Origin of the sequence: Lysinibacillus sp. NPDC096212 (genome assembly GCF_044763105.1) — a bacterium.
Taxonomy (GTDB): Bacteria; Bacillota; Bacilli; order Bacillales_A; family Planococcaceae; genus Lysinibacillus.
Genome location: NZ_JBIWFQ010000029.1, coordinates 49467 through 71775, shown reverse-complemented (window position 1 = coordinate 71775; position 22309 = coordinate 49467). Strand labels below are relative to the sequence as shown.

At 39.9% G+C, this 22309-nt stretch carries 24 protein-coding genes; 21 read left to right on the top strand and 3 right to left on the bottom strand.

Going from position 1 to position 22309, the window contains the following annotated elements:
• Window positions 1-93 precede the first annotated feature (93 nt).
• Complete coding sequence (locus tag ACIQ7T_RS22600; protein ID WP_370078722.1) at window positions 94-528, bottom strand: PaaI family thioesterase; 435 nt, start codon at window positions 526-528, stop codon at window positions 94-96.
• A gap of 451 nt (window positions 529-979) precedes the next feature.
• Here ACIQ7T_RS22600 and ACIQ7T_RS22595 point away from each other — a divergent pair, with 451 nt between their 5' ends.
• The 15 genes from ACIQ7T_RS22595 to paaX all read left to right on the top strand — a co-directional run bounded on the left by ACIQ7T_RS22595 (window position 980) and on the right by paaX (window position 13551).
• Window positions 980-2311, top strand: a complete 1332-nt coding sequence (locus ACIQ7T_RS22595) for a phenylacetate--CoA ligase family protein (protein WP_402873750.1) — start codon at window positions 980-982, stop codon at window positions 2309-2311.
• A complete protein-coding gene (locus tag ACIQ7T_RS22590; protein WP_370078726.1) occupies window positions 2308-3324 on the top strand; it encodes an NAD(P)/FAD-dependent oxidoreductase in 1017 nt (338 codons plus the stop codon). The genes ACIQ7T_RS22595 and ACIQ7T_RS22590 overlap by 4 nt, the downstream gene beginning before the upstream one ends.
• Before the next feature lie 28 nt (window positions 3325-3352).
• The gene (locus tag ACIQ7T_RS22585; protein WP_370078728.1) at window positions 3353-3592 is read left to right on the top strand and encodes a ferredoxin; all 240 of its coding nucleotides are present in this window, start codon (window positions 3353-3355) and stop codon (window positions 3590-3592) included.
• Window positions 3593-3664: 72 nt separating this feature from the next.
• Entirely contained in the window at window positions 3665-4618 is a 954-nt protein-coding gene (paaA, locus tag ACIQ7T_RS22580) for a 1,2-phenylacetyl-CoA epoxidase subunit PaaA (protein ID WP_370078730.1), read from the top strand.
• A gap of 23 nt (window positions 4619-4641) precedes the next feature.
• Complete coding sequence (paaB, locus tag ACIQ7T_RS22575; protein WP_370078732.1) at window positions 4642-4995, top strand: 1,2-phenylacetyl-CoA epoxidase subunit PaaB; 354 nt, start codon at window positions 4642-4644, stop codon at window positions 4993-4995.
• The gene (gene paaC, locus ACIQ7T_RS22570; protein ID WP_402873746.1) at window positions 4988-5788 is read left to right on the top strand and encodes a 1,2-phenylacetyl-CoA epoxidase subunit PaaC; all 801 of its coding nucleotides are present in this window, start codon (window positions 4988-4990) and stop codon (window positions 5786-5788) included. Before paaB ends, paaC begins: the two co-directional genes overlap by 8 nt.
• A 30-nt stretch (window positions 5789-5818) precedes the next feature.
• Window positions 5819-6316, top strand: coding sequence for a 1,2-phenylacetyl-CoA epoxidase subunit PaaD (gene paaD, locus ACIQ7T_RS22565; protein ID WP_370078736.1), 498 nt, complete (start codon window positions 5819-5821; stop codon window positions 6314-6316).
• A gap of 20 nt (window positions 6317-6336) precedes the next feature.
• Window positions 6337-6639 carry an EthD family reductase gene (locus ACIQ7T_RS22560; protein ID WP_370078738.1) on the top strand — a complete coding sequence of 101 codons (303 nt, stop codon included), beginning with the start codon at window positions 6337-6339 and terminating at the stop codon, window positions 6637-6639.
• Entirely contained in the window at window positions 6639-7415 is a 777-nt protein-coding gene (locus ACIQ7T_RS22555) for an enoyl-CoA hydratase/isomerase family protein (RefSeq protein WP_370078740.1), read from the top strand. The genes ACIQ7T_RS22560 and ACIQ7T_RS22555 overlap by 1 nt, the downstream gene beginning before the upstream one ends.
• Before the next feature lie 2 nt (window positions 7416-7417).
• Window positions 7418-8191, top strand: coding sequence for an enoyl-CoA hydratase-related protein (locus ACIQ7T_RS22550; protein WP_402873742.1), 774 nt, complete (start codon window positions 7418-7420; stop codon window positions 8189-8191).
• A 16-nt stretch (window positions 8192-8207) separates the two neighbouring features.
• Entirely contained in the window at window positions 8208-9716 is a 1509-nt protein-coding gene (locus ACIQ7T_RS22545) for an aldehyde dehydrogenase family protein (protein WP_402873739.1), read from the top strand.
• Between the two features lie 74 nt (window positions 9717-9790).
• On the top strand, window positions 9791-10660 hold the full coding sequence (locus tag ACIQ7T_RS22540) for a 3-hydroxyacyl-CoA dehydrogenase (protein ID WP_370078745.1): 870 nt from the start codon (window positions 9791-9793) through the stop codon (window positions 10658-10660).
• Window positions 10657-11859, top strand: a complete 1203-nt coding sequence (locus tag ACIQ7T_RS22535; RefSeq protein WP_402873736.1) for a thiolase family protein — start codon at window positions 10657-10659, stop codon at window positions 11857-11859. The genes ACIQ7T_RS22540 and ACIQ7T_RS22535 overlap by 4 nt, the downstream gene beginning before the upstream one ends.
• Window positions 11860-11928: 69 nt before the next feature.
• Window positions 11929-12705: an enoyl-CoA hydratase-related protein gene (locus tag ACIQ7T_RS22530; protein WP_402873733.1), complete on the top strand. Its 777-nt coding sequence runs from the start codon at window positions 11929-11931 to the stop codon at window positions 12703-12705.
• Between the two features lie 21 nt (window positions 12706-12726).
• Window positions 12727-13551 (top strand): phenylacetic acid degradation operon negative regulatory protein PaaX, encoded by an 825-nt coding sequence (gene paaX, locus ACIQ7T_RS22525; protein ID WP_402873730.1) that lies wholly within the window; start codon window positions 12727-12729, stop codon window positions 13549-13551.
• A 1244-nt stretch (window positions 13552-14795) separates the two neighbouring features.
• Here paaX and ACIQ7T_RS22520 read toward each other — a convergent pair.
• Window positions 14796-15203, bottom strand: a complete 408-nt coding sequence (locus ACIQ7T_RS22520; protein WP_370078753.1) for a PaaI family thioesterase — start codon at window positions 15201-15203, stop codon at window positions 14796-14798.
• Window positions 15200-16177: an NAD(P)H-dependent flavin oxidoreductase gene (locus tag ACIQ7T_RS22515; RefSeq protein ID WP_370078755.1), complete on the bottom strand. Its 978-nt coding sequence runs from the start codon at window positions 16175-16177 to the stop codon at window positions 15200-15202. The genes ACIQ7T_RS22520 and ACIQ7T_RS22515 overlap by 4 nt, the downstream gene beginning before the upstream one ends.
• A gap of 74 nt (window positions 16178-16251) precedes the next feature.
• Between ACIQ7T_RS22515 and ACIQ7T_RS22510 the strand changes: the two genes are divergently transcribed.
• The 6 genes from ACIQ7T_RS22510 (at window position 16252) to ACIQ7T_RS22485 (ending at window position 22276) form a co-directional block, all read left to right on the top strand.
• A complete protein-coding gene (locus ACIQ7T_RS22510) occupies window positions 16252-16767 on the top strand; it encodes a gamma carbonic anhydrase family protein (protein ID WP_370078757.1) in 516 nt (171 codons plus the stop codon).
• Window positions 16768-17303: 536 nt separating this feature from the next.
• Entirely contained in the window at window positions 17304-17723 is a 420-nt protein-coding gene (locus ACIQ7T_RS22505; RefSeq protein ID WP_370078759.1) for a hypothetical protein, read from the top strand.
• Between the two features lie 174 nt (window positions 17724-17897).
• Complete coding sequence (locus ACIQ7T_RS22500; protein WP_402873725.1) at window positions 17898-18791, top strand: DnaD domain protein; 894 nt, start codon at window positions 17898-17900, stop codon at window positions 18789-18791.
• Window positions 18792-18990: 199 nt separating this feature from the next.
• On the top strand, window positions 18991-19623 hold the full coding sequence (locus tag ACIQ7T_RS22495; protein WP_370078763.1) for a TetR/AcrR family transcriptional regulator: 633 nt from the start codon (window positions 18991-18993) through the stop codon (window positions 19621-19623).
• 35 nt (window positions 19624-19658) lie between these two features.
• Window positions 19659-20420: an ABC transporter ATP-binding protein gene (locus tag ACIQ7T_RS22490; RefSeq protein WP_402873722.1), complete on the top strand. Its 762-nt coding sequence runs from the start codon at window positions 19659-19661 to the stop codon at window positions 20418-20420.
• Window positions 20408-22276: a hypothetical protein gene (locus ACIQ7T_RS22485; RefSeq protein WP_402873719.1), complete on the top strand. Its 1869-nt coding sequence runs from the start codon at window positions 20408-20410 to the stop codon at window positions 22274-22276. Before ACIQ7T_RS22490 ends, ACIQ7T_RS22485 begins: the two co-directional genes overlap by 13 nt.
• The last annotated feature ends 33 nt before the right edge of the window (window positions 22277-22309 follow it).

Genomic DNA, 22309 nt, shown 5'->3' with positions numbered 1-22309 from the left:
CGAGATTCCTCCTTGTTGTAACAAGTGAGGGATTTTACGATGTCAAAAAAGATGTGAGCAGCCTATTTAACACAGGTTACTCACATCTTCCTCTTATTCGATGAAATTTTCATTTTTACGATAAACCATCGCCTCCATTGTTGCGCATAATTCATCGTTGCTCCAAACATGGATCTGATACCAAGCTAAACGGCGTGTTTTTTTAACCTCTTTTGCGATAGCTATTAGTTGGTGATCTGCCAAACCTGCGCTCATGTAATGTATGGTATTCGTTACACCAACAGCTGTTTTGCCGTAAGAATTACTAGCGGCTGCAAAGGCATAGTCGGCTAAAGAAAAAATAATACCTCCATGTACAGTCCCGTGTGTATTGAGCATGTGAGGTGTTGGAGAAAGTGTCACTTTTGCAAAGCCTGCTTTTAATTCTACTAATTCCATCCCTAAATAATTTGCAAATGGTTCATTTGATAAAGCTTCAAAAATATCATCATAATATTTCTCGTGTAGTTGTGCCTCAGTTAATGTCAATGTGAATCCCCCTTTGTTTATAAAAATTATTTATACCATTTGTGTATATGTATAATATAGACAAATCATACATACAAATTAAAAACGATTGAAATTAAAATGAAATATAAAATCAATTTAACATCTATTATTGGGAAAGTAAACGTATTAACGTAGTTTTATAGAATTATTTTGCATTTACGATTTATTTTTGTGTATATTATTTGATTATCTCTTATTAATAGCGAGTTTAAAGGGGATATATGAAAATAGCTTTTTGTGTTTGTGAACAAATAGTATTTAAGCTAAAACGTTCGAAGACGACTAATTAACCAACTTTAATTAGAAATAATAAAATATATTGACAATTCGGACAAATAAGTTTATCTTAATCTTAATTACGAAAATATAACTATCGTAATTTATTTGTTATACAAAGGGAATTGTAATAGCATAAAGGGGGGGCTAGGGAATGTATCATCTAGAAATAGAAACAGCTTCAAGGGGAGAAATGGCAAAGATTCAGCTGGAGCGATTAAAAGCAACAGTAGAAAAAGTGTATAACAATACACCTTTCTATAAGAAACTGTTTGATCAGCTTGGCGTTAAACCAGCTGATATTCAAAGCTTAGAAGATATTCGCAAATTGCCATTTACTAAAAAAGTAAATTTACGTGAGCAATATCCATTTAAACTTTTTGCAGTACCGATGGATGATGTAGTCCGCATTCATGGTTCTTCGGGAACTAGTGGAAAGCCAACAATTGTTGGTTATACAAAAAATGATATCGAGATGTGGTCGGGACTTTTAGCTCGCGCTATTGTTACCGCAGGGGGACGCAAATCAGATATCTTTCATAATGCTTACGGCTATGGTCTATTTACTGGCGGGATGGGTTTACACTACGGAGCCGAAACTTTAGGCGCAGCAGTTGTACCGGTTTCAGGTGGAAATACTGAGCGTCAAATTACATTAATTGAAGATTTTAAACCACGAGGCATCGCAGGGACACCTTCTTATATTTTAACCATAGCTGAAAAGATGGAGGAAATGGGAATCGATCCAGCGACGAACGGGCTTGAATATGGAATTTTTGGTGCAGAGCCTTGGTCAGAGGAAATGCGCCGTGCCATAGAGGATAAATTAAAAATTCGCGCAATGGATATTTATGGTTTAAGTGAAGTGCTAGGTCCTGGCGTATCGATTGAATGCTATGAAGCGCAAGATGGTTTACATATAGCGGAAGATCATTTCTTCGTAGAAGTGATTGATCCAGATACATTAGAACCTGTAGCTGATGGAGAAGATGGAGAATTGGTTATTACTAGTTTAACAAAGGAAGCGCTTCCAATTATTCGTTATCGAACTGGTGATATTACTTCGATTACACGGGGAAAATGTAAATGTGGACGTACAACAATGCGAATGGCACGTGTTAAGGGACGTACAGATGATATGTTAATTATTCGTGGAGTCAATGTTTTTCCATCTGAAATCGAGCGTGAGTTATTGCAAGTAGAAGGGTTGGCACCACACTATCAAATCCATGTATTGAAAAAAGGAAATATGGATGCGATCGAACTACATGTTGAGTTAACGCCAAAATTATACGAAAAAGTAGGAGGTGACCTCAGCCATCCGCTTATACAAATACTGACAAAGGAGATCAAGCACGATTTAAAAAATGCCTGCTTAGTTTCCGTTAGTCTAGTCATTGAAAATAGAGGTGCTATTCCACGCTCTGAAGGAAAAGCAATTCGTGTCATTGATAGAAGAATGGAACAGAAGGAGGTTCTTCAATGATTGATACTGAGCAAATAAAAGATGTGACCATTATAGGTGGAGGGCCTGTTGGTATGTTTGCCGCCTTCTATGGTGGTATGCGAGGCATGAGCGTCAAAATTCTCGAAAGTCTTCCTCAATTGGGCGGCCAGTTAGCGGCTCTTTATCCAGAAAAATATATTTATGATATAGCGGGTTTTCCGAAAACTCGCGCACAAGATCTTATCAATAATTTAAAAGAACAAATGAATACTTTCCCAGTAGATGTCTGTACGAATGAATCTGTACAAACTATCGAAAAAGATGAAAACGGTATTTTTAAAATTGTTACCACGAAGAGTACGCATTATTCGCGCACAATATTGATCACTGCTGGAAACGGTGCGTTTAAAGTTCGAAAGCTTGAATTAGATGGGGAAGACAAGTATGCACAATGTAATTTACATTATTTCATTGATGATCTCAATGCTTTTAAAGATCGCCACGTGATGGTGTTTGGTGGCGGTGATTCAGCAGTCGACTGGGCGATGATGCTAGAACCAATTGCTAAAAAGGTTTCTATTGTCCATAGACGGGATAAGTTTCGTGCGCATGAACATAGTGTAGAAAATTTAATGCAATCTACTGTTGAGGTCATTACACCTTATGTACCCGAAGAACTTCTAGGGGAAGAGCACATTACACATGTCAAATTAAAGCATGCAAAAGACGAAACCATCCAACCAATCTATGGTGTCGATGATATTATCGTAAACTTTGGTTTTGTTTCGTCGTTAGGGGCCATTAAAGACTGGGGCTTGGAAATTAGTAAAAATGCCATCGTCGTTAATTCACGTATGGAAACTAACATTCCAGGAATTTATGCGGCAGGTGATATTTGCACATATGATGGGAAAGTGAAGCTAATTGTTAGTGGGTTTGGAGAGGCGCCTACTGCTATTAGTAACGCAAAAGTATATATTGATCCGACATCTAAAGTGCAACCGTTGCATAGTACGAGTCTAATGGAAGAAAAAAAGAAACAGCTTACCTAATGCTGAAGGTTATGAAAGGAATGAGTGTATGGCGAAATTCACTAGAGTAGATCAAGATACATGTATTGCTTGTGGCGCATGTGGCGCATCGGCTCCGGATATTTTTGATTATAATGACGAAGGAATCGCCTTTGTTATTTTAGACAATAACCAAGGTTGCAAAGAAGTGCCGATCGATTTATATGATGATTTAGAGGATGCAATGGAAGGTTGTCCAACAGAATCAATTAAAGTAGCAAACGATAATAAAGTCTTATTGGAAGTGTGATTTTTTTTGCCCTTCAACATAACATAATAGTAACGATTATCGAATAATAGTTATATAAGGAGGTTTTTTAGTATGAGTGTCGTTGCTCAAGTATCTGAACAACAATTACAAGAGCAATTCGAGGCGCGGATTGCTGCAGGTGAAAAGATTGAAGTAGATGATTGGATGCCGGAAGAGTATCGTTTGGCACTAATCAAATTAATTTCGATGCATGGTATTAGTGAAATAATGGGTGCTCTTCCTGAGAAAGAATGGGTTCCAAAAGCTCCGACATTATATCGAAAGCTAGGAATTATGGCGAAGGTTCAAGATGAGATGGGACATGGTCAATTATTATTACGCGTAGCAGAAGATTTACTAAAACCATATGGTAAAGATCGCGGCGATATAATGATTGATTTATTCGAAGGGCGTCTTAAGTTCCACAATGTATTCCATATGGAAACAAAATCATGGGGGGATGCGGGTTTAATTGGCTGGCTTGTAGATGGTTCTGCCATTATCTCGCAAACAAACATGTTAGGTTCTTCGTATGGTCCTTACGCACGTGCTTTACAACGTATTTGTGCAGAAGAAGTATTCCATGCACAACACGGTGAAGCTATTATTATGGCGTTGGCAGAAGGTACACCTGAACAACGTGCACTTGTGCAAGACGCGTTAAATCGCTGGTGGGAATCACTATTATTTTTCTTTGGCCCAGCATCAAAGGACACAACAGGTTCTAGCAAACAAGATTTGACTATTAAATATAAAATTCGTGTCTTAACGAATGAAGAATTACGTCAAAGCTTCTTAACAAAATACGTTCCTCGTATTCAATCAATAGGTTTAACTGTGCCAGACCCAACTTTGCATTTTGATGAAGTGCAAAATAAATGGATTTACCAAGAGCCAAACTGGGAATATTTCAAAAAAATCCAACGCAACGAAGGTCCATGTTCTCAAGAACGCTTAGCACTTCGTCGTTCATCATACGAAAATAACGCTTGGGTACGGGAAGCATTAACGGCTCTAGTAAATTAACGCTATAGAGAGGGGGTATCATCGTGGAAAAACAATCTTTCTATCAAGAATTCGAAGTATTTAGTAAACGAACACCAACATCACATTTTCAGCATCAATTTAGCCTTTTAGCACCGAATGGAGAAATGGCGCTAGTTATGGCTCAGGAAAACTTTATGCGTCGTGAGCCTGTGGTAGACATTTGGGTAGTCAATCGTAAACATTTACACGGACTATCCCAAGACAATAAAAAAGCGCTAAAACGACTAGACAATAAAGATTACCGTACAACAAAAGGCTACGGCTACTTAAAGAAAAAATGGCGTCACTATGAACAAGTCATGCTGGACGAAAAAGAAATTCTATCTTGGGGCGGAGGAGGGAAGAAAGATGACTAACGAAGTAACGCCTGAATATACAAAGGCAGTTATTACAGTACTTTATCAATTAGCGGATGATGATTACTTATTTTCGTATCGTGGCTCTGAGTGGCTTGGGCTAGCGCCGCATATTGAGGAAGATGTAGCATTCTCGTCCATAACACAAGATACAATGGGACACGCAAAATTATATTATACGCTTTTAGAAGAGCTTGGCGAAGGCGTTGCAGATTCATTAGCACAGCTTCGACCAAAAGAGGAGCGTTGTAACAGTCTACTTGTAGAACGCCCGAATGGAGAAGGTTACTACAAAGAAGCGCCGAATTATGATTGGGGATACGCAGTAGCACGTAATTTTGCCTATACAACGGCGAAAAAAGCAAAGATTGATGCACTCAAAGCGAGCAGTTATGTACCAATCCGAGAAGTGGCTGTGAAAATTAGTACGGAGCTTTATTATCATCAGATGCACTGGACAGCGTGGTTTACGCAATTATGTACAGCAACAGAAGAATCACGTTCACGTATGACGAAAGCATTACAAGAGGTAATAAAAGATTCTGGGGATTTATTGTCATTGGGCAACACAGCTGAGCATATAACAGCATGTGGACTGATTGAGTCAGAAGCGGCCATAAATGAACGTTGGTTGGCCATTGTAAGTCCGATTTTTGAAGCAGTAGAAATCGCAATACCTGTATTACCAGAACCGATCATCAATGGTCGCCTCGGACAACATACAGAGGATTTAACTTCGGCTATTGAAACAATGTCAGAGGTGTATCGATCAGATTTAGCGGCAAGCTGGTAACGATCTATTGCAAAAAAAAGGAGGATAACGATGGCAACTACGGGTCTGCACGAAGCACACATCTATGAAGTACTCGATACAGTGAAGGACCCTGAAATTGATACGGTGAGTATTATTGACCTTGGCATGGTTGAGCGTGTGCAAGTGAATGATGGTCATGTCCGTATTGAAGTGCTACCAACATTTTCAGGATGTCCTGCATTAACAATTATTCAACAAAATATAAAAAAAGCAGTCGAACGACTAGAAGATGTTCGGGAAGTGAGTGTTGTGTTTATTAATCATCCTACCTGGACTTCTGATCGTGTAACAGAAAAGGGACGAGAAGGACTAAAGAAATTTGGTATTGCACCACCACCTCGTTTTTTAAAAGAAGACGGCTCTTGGCATGTAGATTGCCCGTACTGTGGCTCTACCTATGTCACGCTAGAAAATATTTTTGGTCCAACAGCTTGTCGCAGTATTTTATATTGCAAAAGCTGTAAAAATCCATTTGAAGCAATGAAAATAATTTCTACTTCCATGTAGACAAAGGAGAGTATTTTAAGATGGCAAAATTAATCGCGTTATATAAACACCCTGTTGATAAGGTGGCATTTGATGAGCATTACGAAAAAGTTCATACACCGATTACTGCGAAAATACCGGGCCTACGAGAAATGAAAGTAACAAAATTTAATTCAACTCCGATGGGTACAGAAACGCCATATTACTTAATGTGCGAAATGACATATGATAGCCCAGAAGATTTAAAGAATGGACTACGGTCACCAGAAGGGAAAGCGTCGGGCAAAGATTTAATGAGCTTTGCGAGTGATATCGTCACATTAATCATCGGTGAAGATGCATAATGACAGCATTCACATTTATTGAAGTAACGATTGACAGTGGGATCGGGTTTATTAACTTAAACCGCCCTGGCCAATACAATTCATTAAATCGTGCCATGATACGAGAAATTGTGCAGGCGATGGAATTGTTTGATCGTGATGAAGGCGTACAGGTCATCGTTTTAGCCGGGAATGGAAAAGCGTTTTCATCCGGTGCAGATATTGATGAAATGGCGGCAGACAATACAGTGCGTTTAGAACTATTAAATCAATTCGCTGATTGGGATCGCATAGGGCAAATTAAAAAGCCTATTATCGGTAGTGTTAAAGGATTTGTTTTCGGAGGTGGCTTTGAATTAGCCCTTTGTTGTGATGTATTAATCGCCGCAGAGGGCACAGAATTTAGCTTCCCTGAAATAAACCTTGGCGTTATGCCCGGTGCAGGTGGTACACAGCGCTTAACAAAATTAGTAGGGCGAACGAAAGCATTAGAGTGGATTTGGAGCGCAGCGAGGATTACTGCTGATGAAGCGCTCGCATATGGCATCATCAACAAGGTTGTACAACCAGAGATATTAATAGAAGAAACACATAAAACAGCGATGATGCTCGCACAAAAACCTGCCCTCGCTTTACGTCTTATTAAAGAAGCTGTCAACAAAGCTGTCGACTACTCGCTCTATGAAGGAATGCAGTTTGAACGGAAAAATTTCTATTTATTATTCTCTTCAGAAGATCAAAAAGAAGGCATGCAAGCATTTGTTGAAAAACGTCAACCGAACTTTAAGGGGAGATAAGTATGTTTGAAACTATACAATACGAACTAAATGAATCCGTAGCTTATATTTCATTAAATCGTCCCGACACATTAAATGCATTCACTGCACAGATGAATCATGAAATTCGTACTGCCGTCAAACAAGCATCATTAGATGATGAAGTACGTTGTATTGTACTTCGTGGTGAAGGACGCGCATTTTGTTCAGGTCAAGATCTTTCGGTTATTGGTGAAGATACTAAACTTGGTGATATTTTAACAGATGACTATGGTCCGATGGTTCAACAGTTACATAGCTGTGAAAAACCAATTATCGCAGCTGTGAATGGTGCAGCTGCAGGTGCTGGCTTTAGTTTAGCGCTTGCTGCCGACTTTCGAGTAATGTCGGAAAAATCTTTCTTTATGAATGCCTTTATCCATGTAGGTTTAATCCCGGATTCAGGGAATTTATACTACTTAAAAAGATTAGTAGGCGATGCTAAAGCGCTTGAAATTTCAGTACTCGGTCAACGTATAAAAGCAGAGGAAGCCAAACAATTAGGTTTAACAACTGCTGTCTATAGCAATGAAACATTTGAAGATGACGTTCATTCATTTGCGCAACAGATTGTCCAGTTACCGACAAAAGCAATCGGCCTTATTAAACGTAATATCAAGGCAGCAGAACACTTAAAGTTCGAAGACTTCCTTGTTTACGAAGCACAAAGCCAAAGTATTGCTGGAGCGACAGATGATCATCAAGAAGGTATGAAAGCATTTGCAGAAAAAAGACAGCCTCAATTTAATGGACAATAAAAAGGAGTGAATGATAATGACACAACAAGTACAAGAGAAAGTATTAGTGAAACGCGATTTTTATCATTTAATTATTAATGGTGAAAAGGTAGAGAGCAGTAATGGTGAGACATTCGAAACGATTAATCCTGCGACAGGAGAAGCCGTAGCGACTGTTGCAAAAGCTTCACAGGAAGACGCAGAGCGTGCAGTGCAAGCAGCTCGCCAAGCATTTGATTTCGGGAAGTGGAAGCAATATCCAGTTAATCGTCGTGCACAGGTGCTCCATAAGATTGCTGCTATTATGCGCTCTCGCTTTAATGAAATCGTAGAGCTTGAGATGCTTGATACAGGGAAATCTCTTGGCACTGCGCAAGGCCAAGTAAACCAAGCAATAGAAGATTTCGAATTTTACGCAGGTGCGATTGTTGGCCATCGTGGTGCCGTAAATAATATGCCAGGTCAATTTCATAATTACACAGAAAAAGAGCCTGTCGGAGTATGTGCACAAATTGTTCCTTGGAATTACCCACTCATGATGGCTGCTTGGAAAATTGCCCCAGCCATTGCTGTTGGTTGTTCCGTTATTGTTAAACCAGCTTCTTTAACGCCATTAACAGCGATCTTGTTAGGTGAAATTTGCCTAGAAGCAGGTGTCCCAGCAGGGGTTGTCAACATTATTCCTGGTTCAGGTAAAGATGTAGGGAATTACTTAGTGGAGCATCAGCAAGTCGATAAAGTGGCCTTCACAGGTTCCACACCAGTCGGTAAAGGAATTATGGAAAAAGCTTCTCAAACATTAAAACGCATTACATTAGAGCTAGGCGGGAAATCACCAAATCTAGTGTTTGAAGATGCTGATATTGATGCGGCGGTAGATGGTTCATTGTACGGCATTTTCTATAACTCAGGGCAATCTTGCGAGGCGCGTTCACGCTTATACGTGCACAAAGACATTTATGATGAGTTTTTAGAGAAATTTGTTGCGAAAACAAAAGCAATTAAATTAGGTGATCCATTCGATAAAGGTACTCACATGGGGGCAATTATCGATCAAGACCAATTAAATACAATCGATGGCTATGTGAAATCAGCCATTGAAGAGGGCGCAACCATTTTAACAGGTGGTAAAGTGGCGGCTGTAGAGGGCTTTGAAAATGGTTTCTGGTATGAACCAACTATTATTACAGACGTAACGCAATCCATGAAAGTTGTGCGTGAAGAAATATTTGGTCCAGTAGTTGTTGTTATGCCATTTAGCGATGAAAAAGAAGCGATTCGACTAGCAAATGATTCAGAGTTTGGTTTAGGCTCAGCAGTTTGGTCTAAAGATGGGGCACGTGCTACTCGTGTTGCGAATCAAATCCAAGCAGGAATCGTAATGGTCAATTGCCCATTCTCCGCAATGCCAGGTACCCCATTTGGCGGCTATAAACAATCTGGTTTCGGACGTGAGCTATGCATCGAAACATTAGATTTATATACAGAGACGAAAAGTATCATTTCATATTACGGTAGCCGCCCACTAAATCCACTAGGCGTCTAACCACCACAAAAACCATATGCGATGAGATATCTTCACTCGTCGTATGTGGTTTTCACAATAAGGAGGTTGCTTTCATGAAAAAAATTATTGTCATCGGGTCAGGGGTTATGGGTCGCGGCATTGCCTACGTTAGCGCAATAAGTGGCTTTGAAACAGCTATTATAGACATTAATGAACAGGCGTTACAAAATGCGCAAAATGAAATTACATCCATTTTCGAAAAATCTGTTGTACGAGGAAAATTAACAGCGCAACAAGTACAGGAAGCAACATTACGTTTGATTTATGTGACAGATTTAGCTACTGTCGCCAATAAAGCAGATTTAATCATTGAAGCCGTACCCGAAAAAAGGGACATTAAACGGGCTGTCTTCGAGCAGATGGAACAGTTTGCTTCACCCCACTGTTTATTTGCCACAAATACTTCAACGATGAGTCCAACAGAAATTGCTTCCTACGCAAAACGACCTGAACAAACGATTGCGATGCACTTTTTTAATCCTGTGCATAAGATGGAGCTCGTGGAGATTATTAAAGGTTTGGAAACAAGTGATGAAACAGTCCAAAACATTTGCGAAATTGCTGAACAAATGGGCAAACAAACGGTCGTCATCAATGAATTCCCAGGTTTTGTTACAAGCCGTATTAGTGCACTCGTTGGGAATGAAGCATTTTATATGTTACAGGAAGGCTTAGGTAGTCCTGAAGACATCGATAAAGCTATTAAACTAGGCTTAAATTATCCAATGGGACCGTTCGAATTGGTCGATTTAGTCGGTCTTGATGTACGTCTGAATAATTTGCGATATTTACATGAAAAGCTCGGTGAAAAATACCGCCCAGCCCCACTGCTTGAACAATATGTACAAGCTGGACGTCTAGGTCGAAAGAGTGGAAAAGGGGTTTATGACTATAGCGAGCAAAAAGAGGTGGTGAAAAAATGACTGAAGTTGTAATTGTAGATGCTGTTCGTACACCAATTGGTCGTTATAAAGGTGCATTAAAAACTGTTCGGCCTGATGACTTAGCTGCGACTGTCATAAAGGCGCTTATAGAGCGTAACCCAAAAGTGCCAGTCCAACAAATTGAGGATGTTATTTTCGGAAATGCCAACCAAGCGGGAGAAGATAATCGAAACGTCGCCCGTATGGCTGCATTACTTGCTGAGCTACCAATAGAGGTCGGGGGAACTACCATTAATCGACTTTGTGGTTCAGGCATGGATGCTATACATTATGCAGCACGTGCTATCAAGAGTGGTGAAGGCGATATTTTTATCGCAGGTGGTACGGAAAGTATGACACGTGCACCTTTTGTGATGGGGAAACCGGAAGTGGATTATCCGAGAGGCGATCAAAAGATGTTTGATACAACGATCGGCTGGCGTTTTACGAATCCCAAATTGCAAAGCATGTATGGAGCGGATACAATGCCCCAAACTGCTGAGAATGTCGCCAAACGTTTTAATATTAGTCGCGAGGAACAAGATGTATTTGCATTTGAAAGTCAACAACGTGCGAAAAAAGCGCTTGCCACAAACCGTTTCGCCGAAGAAATTGTACCTGTATACGTGAAAGATAAAAGAGGCAATGAAATCATCGTGGATACAGATGAACATCCACGCCCTGATACAACCTTAGAAGCACTTGCTAAACTCCGACCTATTTTTGAAAATGGGACAGTGACAGCTGGTAATGCTTCTGGTGTGAATGATGGTGCCTCGGCATTATTATTAATGAGTGCAGAAAAAGCAAAAGAGTTAGGTATAACACCATTAGCACGATATATAACAGGTGCTGTTACAGGATTAGAGCCTGCTGTTATGGGTCTTGGCCCTATTTATTCTTCAAAAAAAGCATTACAACGCGCTGGCCTAACAACAAATGACATTGGTTTATTCGAAATAAATGAAGCATTTGCTTCCCAAGCAATAGAATCCATTAAGCAGCTTGAACTAAATCCAGCACAAGTTAATGTCAACGGAGGCGCTATTGCATTTGGTCATCCACTAGGTGCAAGCGGTGCCCGAATAATGACTACATTGCTTTACGAAATGAAAAAGCAAAACGTACAATATGGCCTTGCTTCGATGTGTATCGGTGTCGGTCAAGGGATTGCAACGATTATTGAAAATATTGAATGACCTTTATAAACGGCACAAAAATGTGCCGTTTTTTTCGGAAAAAATCGAATAGAAAAGGAGAGTTTGCAAATGAAAAGTATTTCATTTAGAATAGAAAATTATATTGCTTATGTAACAATAAATCGTCCAGAGGTGTTAAACTGTTTTAATTATGATACTTTAAATCAACTGCAACAAGTAGTAGACGAATTACATATAGCTGAGGATGTCCGCGCTGTCATTTTTACAGGTGCGGGCGAAAAGGCATTTAGTGCGGGTGCAGATTTAAAAGAACGAAAAACATTAACGACGCAAGAAGTACGTCGGAACGTACGCGCAATCCGAGACGTGTTTAATAGTATAGCAAATTTACCACAACCAACTATTGCAGCAGTGAATGGGCATGCACTAGGTGGTGGATTTGAATGGTTATTAGCATGTGATTTTGCGATTGCAGTTAACGAGGCACTACTAGGTCTTACTGAAACAAGTTGGGCAATAATTCCTGGTGCAGGTGGTACGCAGCGATTACCACGATTAATCGGTGAAATGAAAGCTAAAGAAATGATTTTAACAGCAGCGAAAATAACAGCTACAGAGGCAGAAGCTCTAGGCATCATTTTCAAAGCAGTGCCTCGGGAGGCGTTGTTAGACGAATGTGAATCACTCGCAATGCGCATTATGCAAAATGGCCCTGTCGCTGTTCGCCAAGCAAAATATGCCATTACACAAGGAATGAATACCGATCTACAAACGGGTCTTGCAATCGAATCGAAGGCATATGAGTTAGTCATTTCGACAGAAGATCGTCTCGAAGCTTTACAGGCGTTCAGCGAGAAAAGGCAACCTGCATTTCAAGGAAAATGAGTTAGAAAGTAGAGGGAGAGAATGGGCGCAAATACACAGTCGATGATTTTTACGCTCTATGGCGATTATATTATGCATTACGGTTCAAAAATTTGGATCGGTAGTTTGATTCGTTATTTAAAAGAATTCGGTCACACAGAGCAAAATGTACGCGTTTCTGTATCTAGAATGGTGAAACAAGGATGGCTACAATCAGAAAAACGAGGGAACCGTAGTTATTATTTTTTAACAAAACGCGGTGAAATACGGATGCAAGAGGCGGCAAATCGTATTTTCAAATTAAAACCGACTCAGTGGGATGGGAAATGGAGACTTTTAATGTACTCTATTCCAGAAGACAAGCGACAAATTCGAGATGAATTACGTAAAGAGCTCTTATGGAGTGGATTTGGCTCCTTTTCGAATGGCTGTTGGATATCCCCGAATAATTTAGAAGAAGAGGTTAAATTCCTCATTCAAAAATATGATATTGCTAATCATGTAGACTTTTTTACGGCTGAATACATCGGCCCTCATGATCATGAAGCACTAATCGAAAAAAGCTGGTCGTTGGCTGAAATTGAGGCACGTTATGAGAAGTTTATGGATCAATATAGTAAGCAATATATTATTCATCAAAGTGCAATCTCAAGACAAGAAATGTCAGATGCCGAGTGTTTTGTAGAGCGTACAAATCTTGTTCATGAATATCGTAAATTTTTATTTATCGATCCAGGACTGCCACAAGAATTGTTACCGCCGATGTGGAGTGGAAATCATGCTGCGCTATTATTCCAAGAATATTATAATTTATTGGAAGGCCCATCATGCCGTTTCTTTGAAGAAATATTCCATGCAGATAATTAAAAAACGAAATAAGGAGGCAGGGGCATAAGTATATTTTAAAAGCAAAATTTAAAAAATTCACATCAAAAAAGCGCGAGAAATCAAAATTTCTAAAATTGATTTCTCGCGCTTTTTAAGGTTTGACAAGTTTTGTCCCAGCCTCTTCTTTTGCTCTTGGAACGGTGGATGTCGATAAAATTCAGAAGTTGGGTGATAAAACGTGAAAGTTGGTAGATAAAATTCAAAAGTTAGTAGATAAAACTTAAAAGTTGGTCGATAATGCATGGAAGTGTTTCGATAAACTAAGAAGTTGGATGACATTTTGTTAAAATGTGTGTCATGTGAATCAGTTGATTCGGGCGGACTTGATGACATAAGCTTTTTTTGTTCTTTGGAAGGTGGATGTCGATAAAATTCAGAGGTTGGGTGATAAAACGTGAAAGTTGGTAGATAAAATTCAAAAGTTAGTAGATAAAACTTAAAAAGTTAGTAGATAAAATTAAAAAGTTGGTAGATAAAACTTAAAAGTTGGTCGATAATGCATGGAAGTGTTTCGATAAACTAAGGAGGAACACTTACTCATTGAAGCGAAAAAGGTTATTATCTATTTTCGCTATTTTTCAAAATAATCGAGTTCTGTCTCAGGCTCTTTTGTTGTGTTAAAATATGTTTTTTCTGCAAAACGAGGGGAGGATTTCCGTTCCGGCTGGGCGCTTTGTTGCTGACGCTACGCTTTCGCACAGAAAACATTTGCCGCTGACGCTTCGCTTTCGCGCAGAAAACATTTGCCGCTGACGCTTCGCTTTCGCGCAGAGCAAAGTTTCCTGGGGGCGTCCGATGAGCCGCTTTGTTGTTGCTGACGCTACGCTTTCGCACAGATAAAACATTTGCTGACGCTACGTTAGCACAACGCTTTCGCATAGAAAACATTCGCTTCGCTGCAGGGTCTCGGGCAAACACGATATTGGTCACGAAGGCGTTATCACAGGACGTGATGTTTTTAGCCTTCGTTCCTTAATCGCTGATCCCCGAGGAGTCGCCCAGCCTCCACTCCAATCAACCACTGAACTTTAGCATGAATCTTCTGGCATGTTACTCTAATTTATAGTGATAAAAAGAAACTTCGGCAACTCATAATGTTCACTTTTGAAATAAGCCCATAGAAAAGCGAAAAGCCTGGGGCGGAAATCATTCTTATTAAAGCGCGACAATACTTACAAATATTTTCCCGACTATTTTTTTCGACACAACGAGAACGTATTCGTTTATAGGATCATGATAGAAGATGTTATTTTGGCTGCACACTGTCCATTTTGAGAAACGGTTGCTTCCACATAACATGTTTTTCGGCCTTGCTTGACAATTGTTGATTCAACCGTAGCCATTCCGATGAAAAGAGGTCGTAAAAATGTTGTTTGTAAATTGATCGACGCAAATCCTTGATTACTTTCTAATATTGAAGCCATCGAATAGGCCATCGTAATATCTGCTGCAGAAGTAATGAATCCTCCCATAACGACTTGATGCCCATTTAAAAAGCGTTCATCGACGTTCCAAGAGCAAACGGCTTTACCGGCAATAGCTGATTTTACATGAATACCTAATGTTTTATCACATGCCGGTGGTTCAATTTCTCCATCAATCACTCGCTTTAAATCGATCATAGTCGTCATAATTGAACACCCCTAACTGAGTTTTGGAAAGTATTCAGTAATGTCCGATTTAGACATTGCTGAGCATCATCCATCATAGTCTCGATAAGCGTCGTAACGGTCGGTAGGTCTTGAATTATCCCTGCGATTTGACCGCTATTCATAAAACCACCTTGCTCATTTCCTTCCATAGCACCTTTTATATGATAGGTTTCGGATGTACGTTCTTGGTAGTCAGCAAGTGTTATACCTTTTGCTTCATCAGCAAGAAGCGAAGAGGTGAAAGGTGAACATAACACACGGCGAACCTGTCCAACCGAACGTCCTAGTATGACCGTTTCCACATCAGTTGCATCAACTAGTCTTTGTTTATAGGTCTGATGTACTGGCATTTCCTGTGTAGCAATGAAGCGAGTTCCCATTTGAACACCGGCTGCACCAAGCATTAACGCAGCTGCTAATCCGCGACCATCACCAACACCACCTGCTGCTACAACAGGTACGGAAACCGCATCAACTACTTGAGGAATTAATGTAAAGGTCGTCAATTCTAAATCGGAGTTAATTCCTGCAGCTTCATAACCTTCAGCAACAATCACATCTGCACCGCCTTGCTGGGCCTTAATCGCATGTTTAACAGATGCTACAACAGCTATCACTCGAATATGATGAGCATGCAATTTCTCTATATATAAAGTTGGATTACCTGCCGATAAAGAAACGACCGGTACTTTATGTGTAATAGCTAATTGCAATAATTCCTTTGTATAAGGGTTGACATTGATTGGCACATTGAGGGCAAATGGTTTTTGCGTTAATTGCTGCGTTGCAACAATGCGTTCTTCAACTTCTGCAGGTGTCATTGTCCCACAGCCGATTGTCCCTAAGCCACCTGCATTCGATACAGCTGCCACGAGTATAGGACTACTGATATTACCCATTCCCCCTTGGATAATAGGGTATTTTATTGCTAATACAGAACATAATTGATTCAAAAATAGCACCCCCGTTAAAAATATGTTATACTAAATTCTAGCAAAATATTCAGAAGATTGAAAGGATGATTTTAATGGAGATTACATACGCTTTAAAGAAGCCAAATGTTCATGAATCAGTTTTTCAGGCGCCAGGCACGTATATTATTGGAGATGTTACGGTTGGTGAACAATCGTCTATTTGGTTTAATGCTGTACTACGCGGAGATGAAGATAGTATTACCATTGGAAAACGTTGTAGTATCCAAGATAATTCAACCATTCATTTATATGAAGGGGCTCCAGTTGTTGTAGAGGATGAAGTAACAGTAGGTCATCAAGTAGTTTTACATGGTTGCAAAATTGGTCGCCGCTCGATTGTTGGTATGGGTTCTGTTATTTTAGATCATGCTGAAATTGGGGAAGAATGCATTATTGGTGCAAACACACTTATTACACAGGGCTCAAAAATCCCACCACGTTCATTAGTTGTTGGCTCACCAGGGAAAGTCGTACGTCAGCTACAAGACAAAGACATCGAGTTAATCCAGTTATCAATCGACACATACGTCCAAAAGGGAAAAGAATTTAAAGAAATAGTAGAGGGTTAATTTGCTTTTGAGACTCCCAGCCCTAAAGGGACAAGCTGACTAATGTCAGTGGGATTCCTGAGTAACTATGCGTTCGCAGTCCATTTCTGTTTTGAACAGTTCTCAAGATTGGGGTATCCCATTACCCCTCCCTATCCAGTGCATATAGCAGATAGGGCTACACTACTGTTACCATAGCGTATAGTTGGTTTCGTCCGATGTGTTTTAGCGTCTTTTTCGTGACGACACATATTGTTTTACCGATAGCATGAATTAGGCTATCGAACCTTATACAATATCCAATTTTCAATGAACGAGCGTGTTTTATAGACTTTTACTAGTCTATAGATGAAGTATAACACCCTTTCAGACAATTAAGGTAGCAATAGTTACCTCTTGTCTGACCTCACTTTCATCCCATGTCTAAAGACGGGCTACACCCTGCATAGGCTTTCTCGTTCGGAAAATCTGTAAAAGGCTTTGTTCGCAAGGTTATCATTTTTCATCTTTCCACACTATATAGTATTATTATGTTTAGAATTAAGGAGTGTGAGAGTATGAGATTTATTAAATTCCTTCTGATCATTGTAATTTTCATCGGTGTTATTGGTTATGGGGTTTATCATTATGGAATGAAGTATGCATCCGATAAGGTTGTTGATACTATTTCAACAGAATTAGAGCAAAGCGGACAAATGGATGAAATTAAAAATACGATTGAAAGTGACCCTCAACTAAAATCATTTATGGAAGAGGCTAAAACTGCAGACAGCAGCAAGTTGCCGTTTACAACAAAAGAAGAAGCTACAAAAGTAATCATTCAAAAAGTTGGTATTTCGGAGCTTAATAATATAAGAGTAAAAGTACAAAATGGTTCGATGACAAAAGATCAAGTCATTCAAGAAATGGAAGGTAAATTAACAGACGAAGAAATGACGGCCTTAAAAGTAGTTGTTTATAAAGAGTTATATAAATAAAACGTTGAAGGACCATGAAAAGGAAAAAACAGGATGTGCTATTGTAGCATGTCCTGTTTTTTTGCCTAATTTAACTTCTTTCAGAATCTAAATATATGTCCCTTATTTTGTGTCAAATCAGTATATAAGTTAATGAATGACTCAAAGTACTAATAAAACAAAAGGTGGGACATTATGGCAATATTTAGGGTTCGTAAAAAAGAGAATTATGTTGTGTTAGACAAAGGGTTTCTGAAGGACACTCGCTTAAGCTGGAAAGCAAAAGGTTTGCTTGCTTACATGTTGTCATTGCCAGATGATTGGTCATTTTGTATTTCTAATTTAGCCACGCATAGCAAATGCAGTCGTGAATCTACTGCTAACATTATTAAGGAGTTATCGACAGCTGGCTATGTTCACAAAGTGCAGGGTAGAACAAACATGGGTAAATTTAGGAAAGTCGAACTCTCAGTGTTCGAAACACCACAAGTTGAACCGTATAGTGAAAATCCGATAACGGTTAATCCGTTGATAGAAAAACCGTTGACGGAAGACCCGTTCACGGAAAAACCGTCAATACTAATTAATAATAAATCACTAAATAATAATTTACTAAATAATTATTATAATAAGAGCCATTCCTCAGAAGAGAACATACCAAAACCACAAAGCGCGTTCCAATTTTATGAGCAAAATGGCTTTGGTTCTCTAGTCGCTCATGTCACGTACAAAATCGGTCATTGGATAAATGAATTGTCGGAAGACCTTGTGATCCATGCTATGAAGCAAGCCATAGAAAACAATGTGCTTCGTTGGAATTACGTTGAAAAGATTTTGCACGTTTGGACTACTAAGAAGTTTACAACAATTGAGGAAGTAGAAGCGGATAAACTTCGATTTGTAGCCCGAAAACAACAACAGCGTACTTATCAATCCAATCAACAAGTGCATAAAGAGGTTGTCCCTGATTGGTTCCATCAACGTAGTGGGAATTCCAATGATATAGATAATGGACAAGCAATTGACTTTGAAGCTGAACGACAAAAAGTCTTGGAAACATTAAGGAATCTAACTGAGAGTGCAAGGTGAAAAATGCAACTACTGCGTGGTTGGAGAGTTAATTGGTCTAAAAGCAACTCCGATATCCTAAACACCAATCGAAAAAAGATATGGAGTATCAAGTAGGAATGACATGAAGAATGAGGAAATTCCAATAACTATCAAAATAAATACAAAATTAACCAAAATAACAATTGAAATTTTTGAACGGTCATGCTAATTTTTAAATATGAATATAAATAATAATACGAACAGTCAAAAAAAACTTTCTTTTATTGAAGCCGCTAGGCAAACACAAATTGTGGAATGCGCAATCGAGACAATTGCCAGTTTGGGATTTGCACAAGCATCTTTAGCGCAAATAGCCAAACGTGCAGATATCAGTACGGGAGTGATATCCTACCACTTCAAAAACAAAGAAACATTGATTCGGCATGTCATTGAAAAGGTTTATACTTCTGGCGATTCTTATATGCGTCCGCTTATACAATCTGCCACTAGCGCAAGGGATATGTTAAGCGTATACCTCGAAAGTAACATTGCTTTTATGTCTACACATAAGACGTATATGCTAGCTCTATTAGAAATTTGGTCTGGAATTCGCCCTGAGGAAGGAAAGGAGTCGTTTGTTTTTAATCTCCAGGAGGCAGCCATTTACGATTTAGAGCAAATTTTGCAATATGGGCAAAAGAACGGGGAATTTCGAACATTTTCTCCCAAAGTAATGGCTATAACCATTAGACAGGCGATTGATGCATTGCCGCCGCAAATGATGATGAACCCCGAACTGGATCTTGATGCTTATGCACAAGAATTAATCACTTTATTTAAATTGGCAACCGATAAGAACGTAACTTTGTGAGCATAATCAGTAGGCAATTTAAGGAGGAAAATGTTATGACAGACGGGGATTCGGCCCTTCAACTGCTCGGGTTGAGCAAACAATTTGGAGAAAACACTGTTGTTAATAGTGTCAACCTGACTGTGCCTTGCGGTTCATTTTTCGGTTTGGTAGGTCCGAACGGTGCAGGAAAAACGACTCTATTATCTATGGTAGTAGGGCTGCTGCGCCCAGACAGTGGAGCGTCTAGAATATTCGGTGTTGATGTTTGGTCAAATCCTTTACATGCAAAGACATTAGTTGGGGTTCTGCCAGATGGCATGTCATTGCCAGAAAGGCTAACCGGGCGTGAACTTTTGACTTATATGGGATTATTGCGTGGACTTGATGCGAAGACTGTTGCCCAGCGTACAGAAGAATTGCTTGATATTTTAGAATTCCGTAATGATGAGCGTACGCTTGTTATAAACTATTCCACTGGAATGAGAAAGAAGATTGGTCTTGCCACGGCCCTTCTACATTCCCCAAAGCTTCTTGTGCTTGACGAGCCGTTCGAGGCGGTTGATCCCATCTCTGCGTCAACAATTAGAACCATCTTGCAGAGTTTTGTTGCCAATGGTGGTTCTGTCATCTTATCCAGCCATGTCATGGCGTTGGTCGAGCAATTGTGTGATCATGTTGCTGTTATTGCGAAGGGGAGAGTGGCTGCTGCAGGCCCATTGGATTTTGTGCGTAATGGTGAAAGTCTGGAAGAGGCTTTCGTTCAGTTAGTTGGGAATCGCCCTGGAGAAGGAAAGAGATTATCATGGTTAATGTAATGATTCGAATGAAGATTTCCTTGCTTCGCCACTCGATGAGCGGAGGACGAGCGACTCTCATGATTATCGGCGGGGTTATCGGTCTATTGTTGGCAGTTAGTACGATTCTGCTTAGTGTACTATATAATCATGAAATATCAGCAGATCTTATCTGTATCGCTTTTGGCTTTTGGATGATTGGTTGGATCATAGGGCCTATGTTAGTTGGCGGAGAAGGGGTATTGAAAACGGAATATTTCACTTTGTTGCCTATCGCCCAACGAAGATTGGCTATAGGGTTGCTCGGTACCTCCTTCATCGGTATTGGACCGATCATTAGCTTAGTCGCTTGTTTCTCTCTCGTCATTTATGCAGCAAGACTTGGATTTTGGGCTGTGATCGTTGCCGTACCTGCGATGTTGTTGCAACTAGTAATCATCATGCTATTGTCCAAAGTGGTGATGGGGGTGATTGGAGAGGCATCGAAATCCCGATTAGGTTTAGAATTCGGGGCGTTGATCATAGGAGCCGTTATAGCTTTTCTTAACGTCGGTTGGTATTTACTTCCTTCGGTTAGCTTGTTCGTAGAGGAACCGTCGCCAGCAATTTCTTTAGTGGCTCGAATATTGCCATCAGGTTGGGCTGTGGTAGCAATCGAAGCTGTAAATCGATCCCATTACTTTTTAGCTGTCGATGTTCTCTGTGGGTTGGCTTTATTGTGTGGATTACTATTGATGACATGGGCAAGACTGCTGTCAGGGAGCACGAAAAATGCGGCTCGTATAAATCGTTATAGCAGAAATAAATCATTGTTCCTTACTTGGGCCAACATTCTACCGACAAAAACTTCGAAAATTGGGGTGGTCGTTCTTAAGGAACTGAAGACTTGGATGCGCGATCCGCAGCGAGGGCGATTGTTGCGGATGGGGCTGTGGACGGGATTATTCTATGGCTTATTTGTATCGTTGAGCGGTGTTACTTTATTAATGCCCTGGGTCGGCATAGTCCTTGTGATGTTCACTTGCGTGTTCTCTAACAATCTTTATGGGTTTGATGGCGGTGCTCTTTGGATGTCTATTACTACACCGGGCTCAGAACGAAACGATGTGCGGGGCAGGCAAATTGCATGGATAATGGTTGTAGCACCCGTATCGATCGTAATATCTCTCCTATTCCTTTATGTCAGTAAGTTGGACTGGGCGTGGGCATGGGTTTTAGCCTTGCTTCCATCGCTGTTAGGTGGAGGAGCGGGATTAATCCTATTCCTCTCAGTTTACAAGCTCATACCTGTGACAGACCCGCATAGGCGTGGACGCGGAACCATAGTCTCTGGTGATGACATGAACGCAGGGGCATTATTTATAACCAATTTATTGTTGTTGATATTGCTGTTTTTTGCTTCGATACCTACATTAGTCATATTGACCTTAGGGACGTTTCTACATCAAAACTTACTAACATTGATTGGTGTTCCTGTGGGATTGTGTACCGGCTTACTCATCGCTTGGTATTTCGGACGCTTGGCATACCGTCGTTTGGAAGCTTTTGGTCCAGATATCCTCGCAATCATGCAGAGCGGCGGAATAGCTCAATCCGTGGATAACAAAGTAGCTCAAACAGACGACACATTTTCTAATCTATCTGCAGGAAAGTCCGCTTTGGTAGGTCTACTCGTTACGATGGGGATTATTTTCACATTACCACAGGGGATTGTGCCTATAATTCTAAAGCTTTCAGGCGTAAAGGTCCACAGTTGGTTTATTGCTCTATATCTTCCGGAAAACGTCCAATTACTTATTTGCATTTTCTTTGTTCTAACTGGTGTAAGTGCTTTGATTATAACTAGAAAAATAGTTCGTAAACATAAGAATATGTAGCGGTAAAACACAATGACGATTGATCTATTGGTA

Bases quoted from the DNA above. Each gene is read 5' to 3' on its own strand.
- paaX (WP_402873730.1), top strand. From the start codon at position 12,727: ATGGGCGCAAATACACAGTCGATGATTTTTACGCTCTATGGCGATTAT.
- ACIQ7T_RS22485 (WP_402873719.1), top strand. From the start codon at position 20,408: ATGGTTAATGTAATGATTCGAATGAAGATTTCCTTGCTTCGCCACTCG.
- ACIQ7T_RS22530 (WP_402873733.1), top strand. From the start codon at position 11,929: ATGAAAAGTATTTCATTTAGAATAGAAAATTATATTGCTTATGTAACA.
- ACIQ7T_RS22595 (WP_402873750.1), top strand. From the start codon at position 980: ATGTATCATCTAGAAATAGAAACAGCTTCAAGGGGAGAAATGGCAAAG.
- ACIQ7T_RS22510 (WP_370078757.1), top strand. From the start codon at position 16,252: ATGGAGATTACATACGCTTTAAAGAAGCCAAATGTTCATGAATCAGTT.
- ACIQ7T_RS22550 (WP_402873742.1), top strand. From the start codon at position 7,418: ATGTTTGAAACTATACAATACGAACTAAATGAATCCGTAGCTTATATT.
- paaD (WP_370078736.1), top strand. From the start codon at position 5,819: ATGGCAACTACGGGTCTGCACGAAGCACACATCTATGAAGTACTCGAT.
- ACIQ7T_RS22495 (WP_370078763.1), top strand. From the start codon at position 18,991: ATGAATATAAATAATAATACGAACAGTCAAAAAAAACTTTCTTTTATT.
- ACIQ7T_RS22490 (WP_402873722.1), top strand. From the start codon at position 19,659: ATGACAGACGGGGATTCGGCCCTTCAACTGCTCGGGTTGAGCAAACAA.
- ACIQ7T_RS22500 (WP_402873725.1), top strand. From the start codon at position 17,898: ATGGCAATATTTAGGGTTCGTAAAAAAGAGAATTATGTTGTGTTAGAC.
- ACIQ7T_RS22590 (WP_370078726.1), top strand. From the start codon at position 2,308: ATGATTGATACTGAGCAAATAAAAGATGTGACCATTATAGGTGGAGGG.
- ACIQ7T_RS22560 (WP_370078738.1), top strand. From the start codon at position 6,337: ATGGCAAAATTAATCGCGTTATATAAACACCCTGTTGATAAGGTGGCA.
- ACIQ7T_RS22520 (WP_370078753.1), bottom strand. From the start codon at position 15,203: ATGACGACTATGATCGATTTAAAGCGAGTGATTGATGGAGAAATTGAA.
- paaA (WP_370078730.1), top strand. From the start codon at position 3,665: ATGAGTGTCGTTGCTCAAGTATCTGAACAACAATTACAAGAGCAATTC.
- ACIQ7T_RS22540 (WP_370078745.1), top strand. From the start codon at position 9,791: ATGAAAAAAATTATTGTCATCGGGTCAGGGGTTATGGGTCGCGGCATT.
- paaC (WP_402873746.1), top strand. From the start codon at position 4,988: ATGACTAACGAAGTAACGCCTGAATATACAAAGGCAGTTATTACAGTA.
- ACIQ7T_RS22545 (WP_402873739.1), top strand. From the start codon at position 8,208: ATGACACAACAAGTACAAGAGAAAGTATTAGTGAAACGCGATTTTTAT.
- ACIQ7T_RS22505 (WP_370078759.1), top strand. From the start codon at position 17,304: ATGAGATTTATTAAATTCCTTCTGATCATTGTAATTTTCATCGGTGTT.
- ACIQ7T_RS22535 (WP_402873736.1), top strand. From the start codon at position 10,657: ATGACTGAAGTTGTAATTGTAGATGCTGTTCGTACACCAATTGGTCGT.
- ACIQ7T_RS22585 (WP_370078728.1), top strand. From the start codon at position 3,353: ATGGCGAAATTCACTAGAGTAGATCAAGATACATGTATTGCTTGTGGC.
- ACIQ7T_RS22555 (WP_370078740.1), top strand. From the start codon at position 6,639: ATGACAGCATTCACATTTATTGAAGTAACGATTGACAGTGGGATCGGG.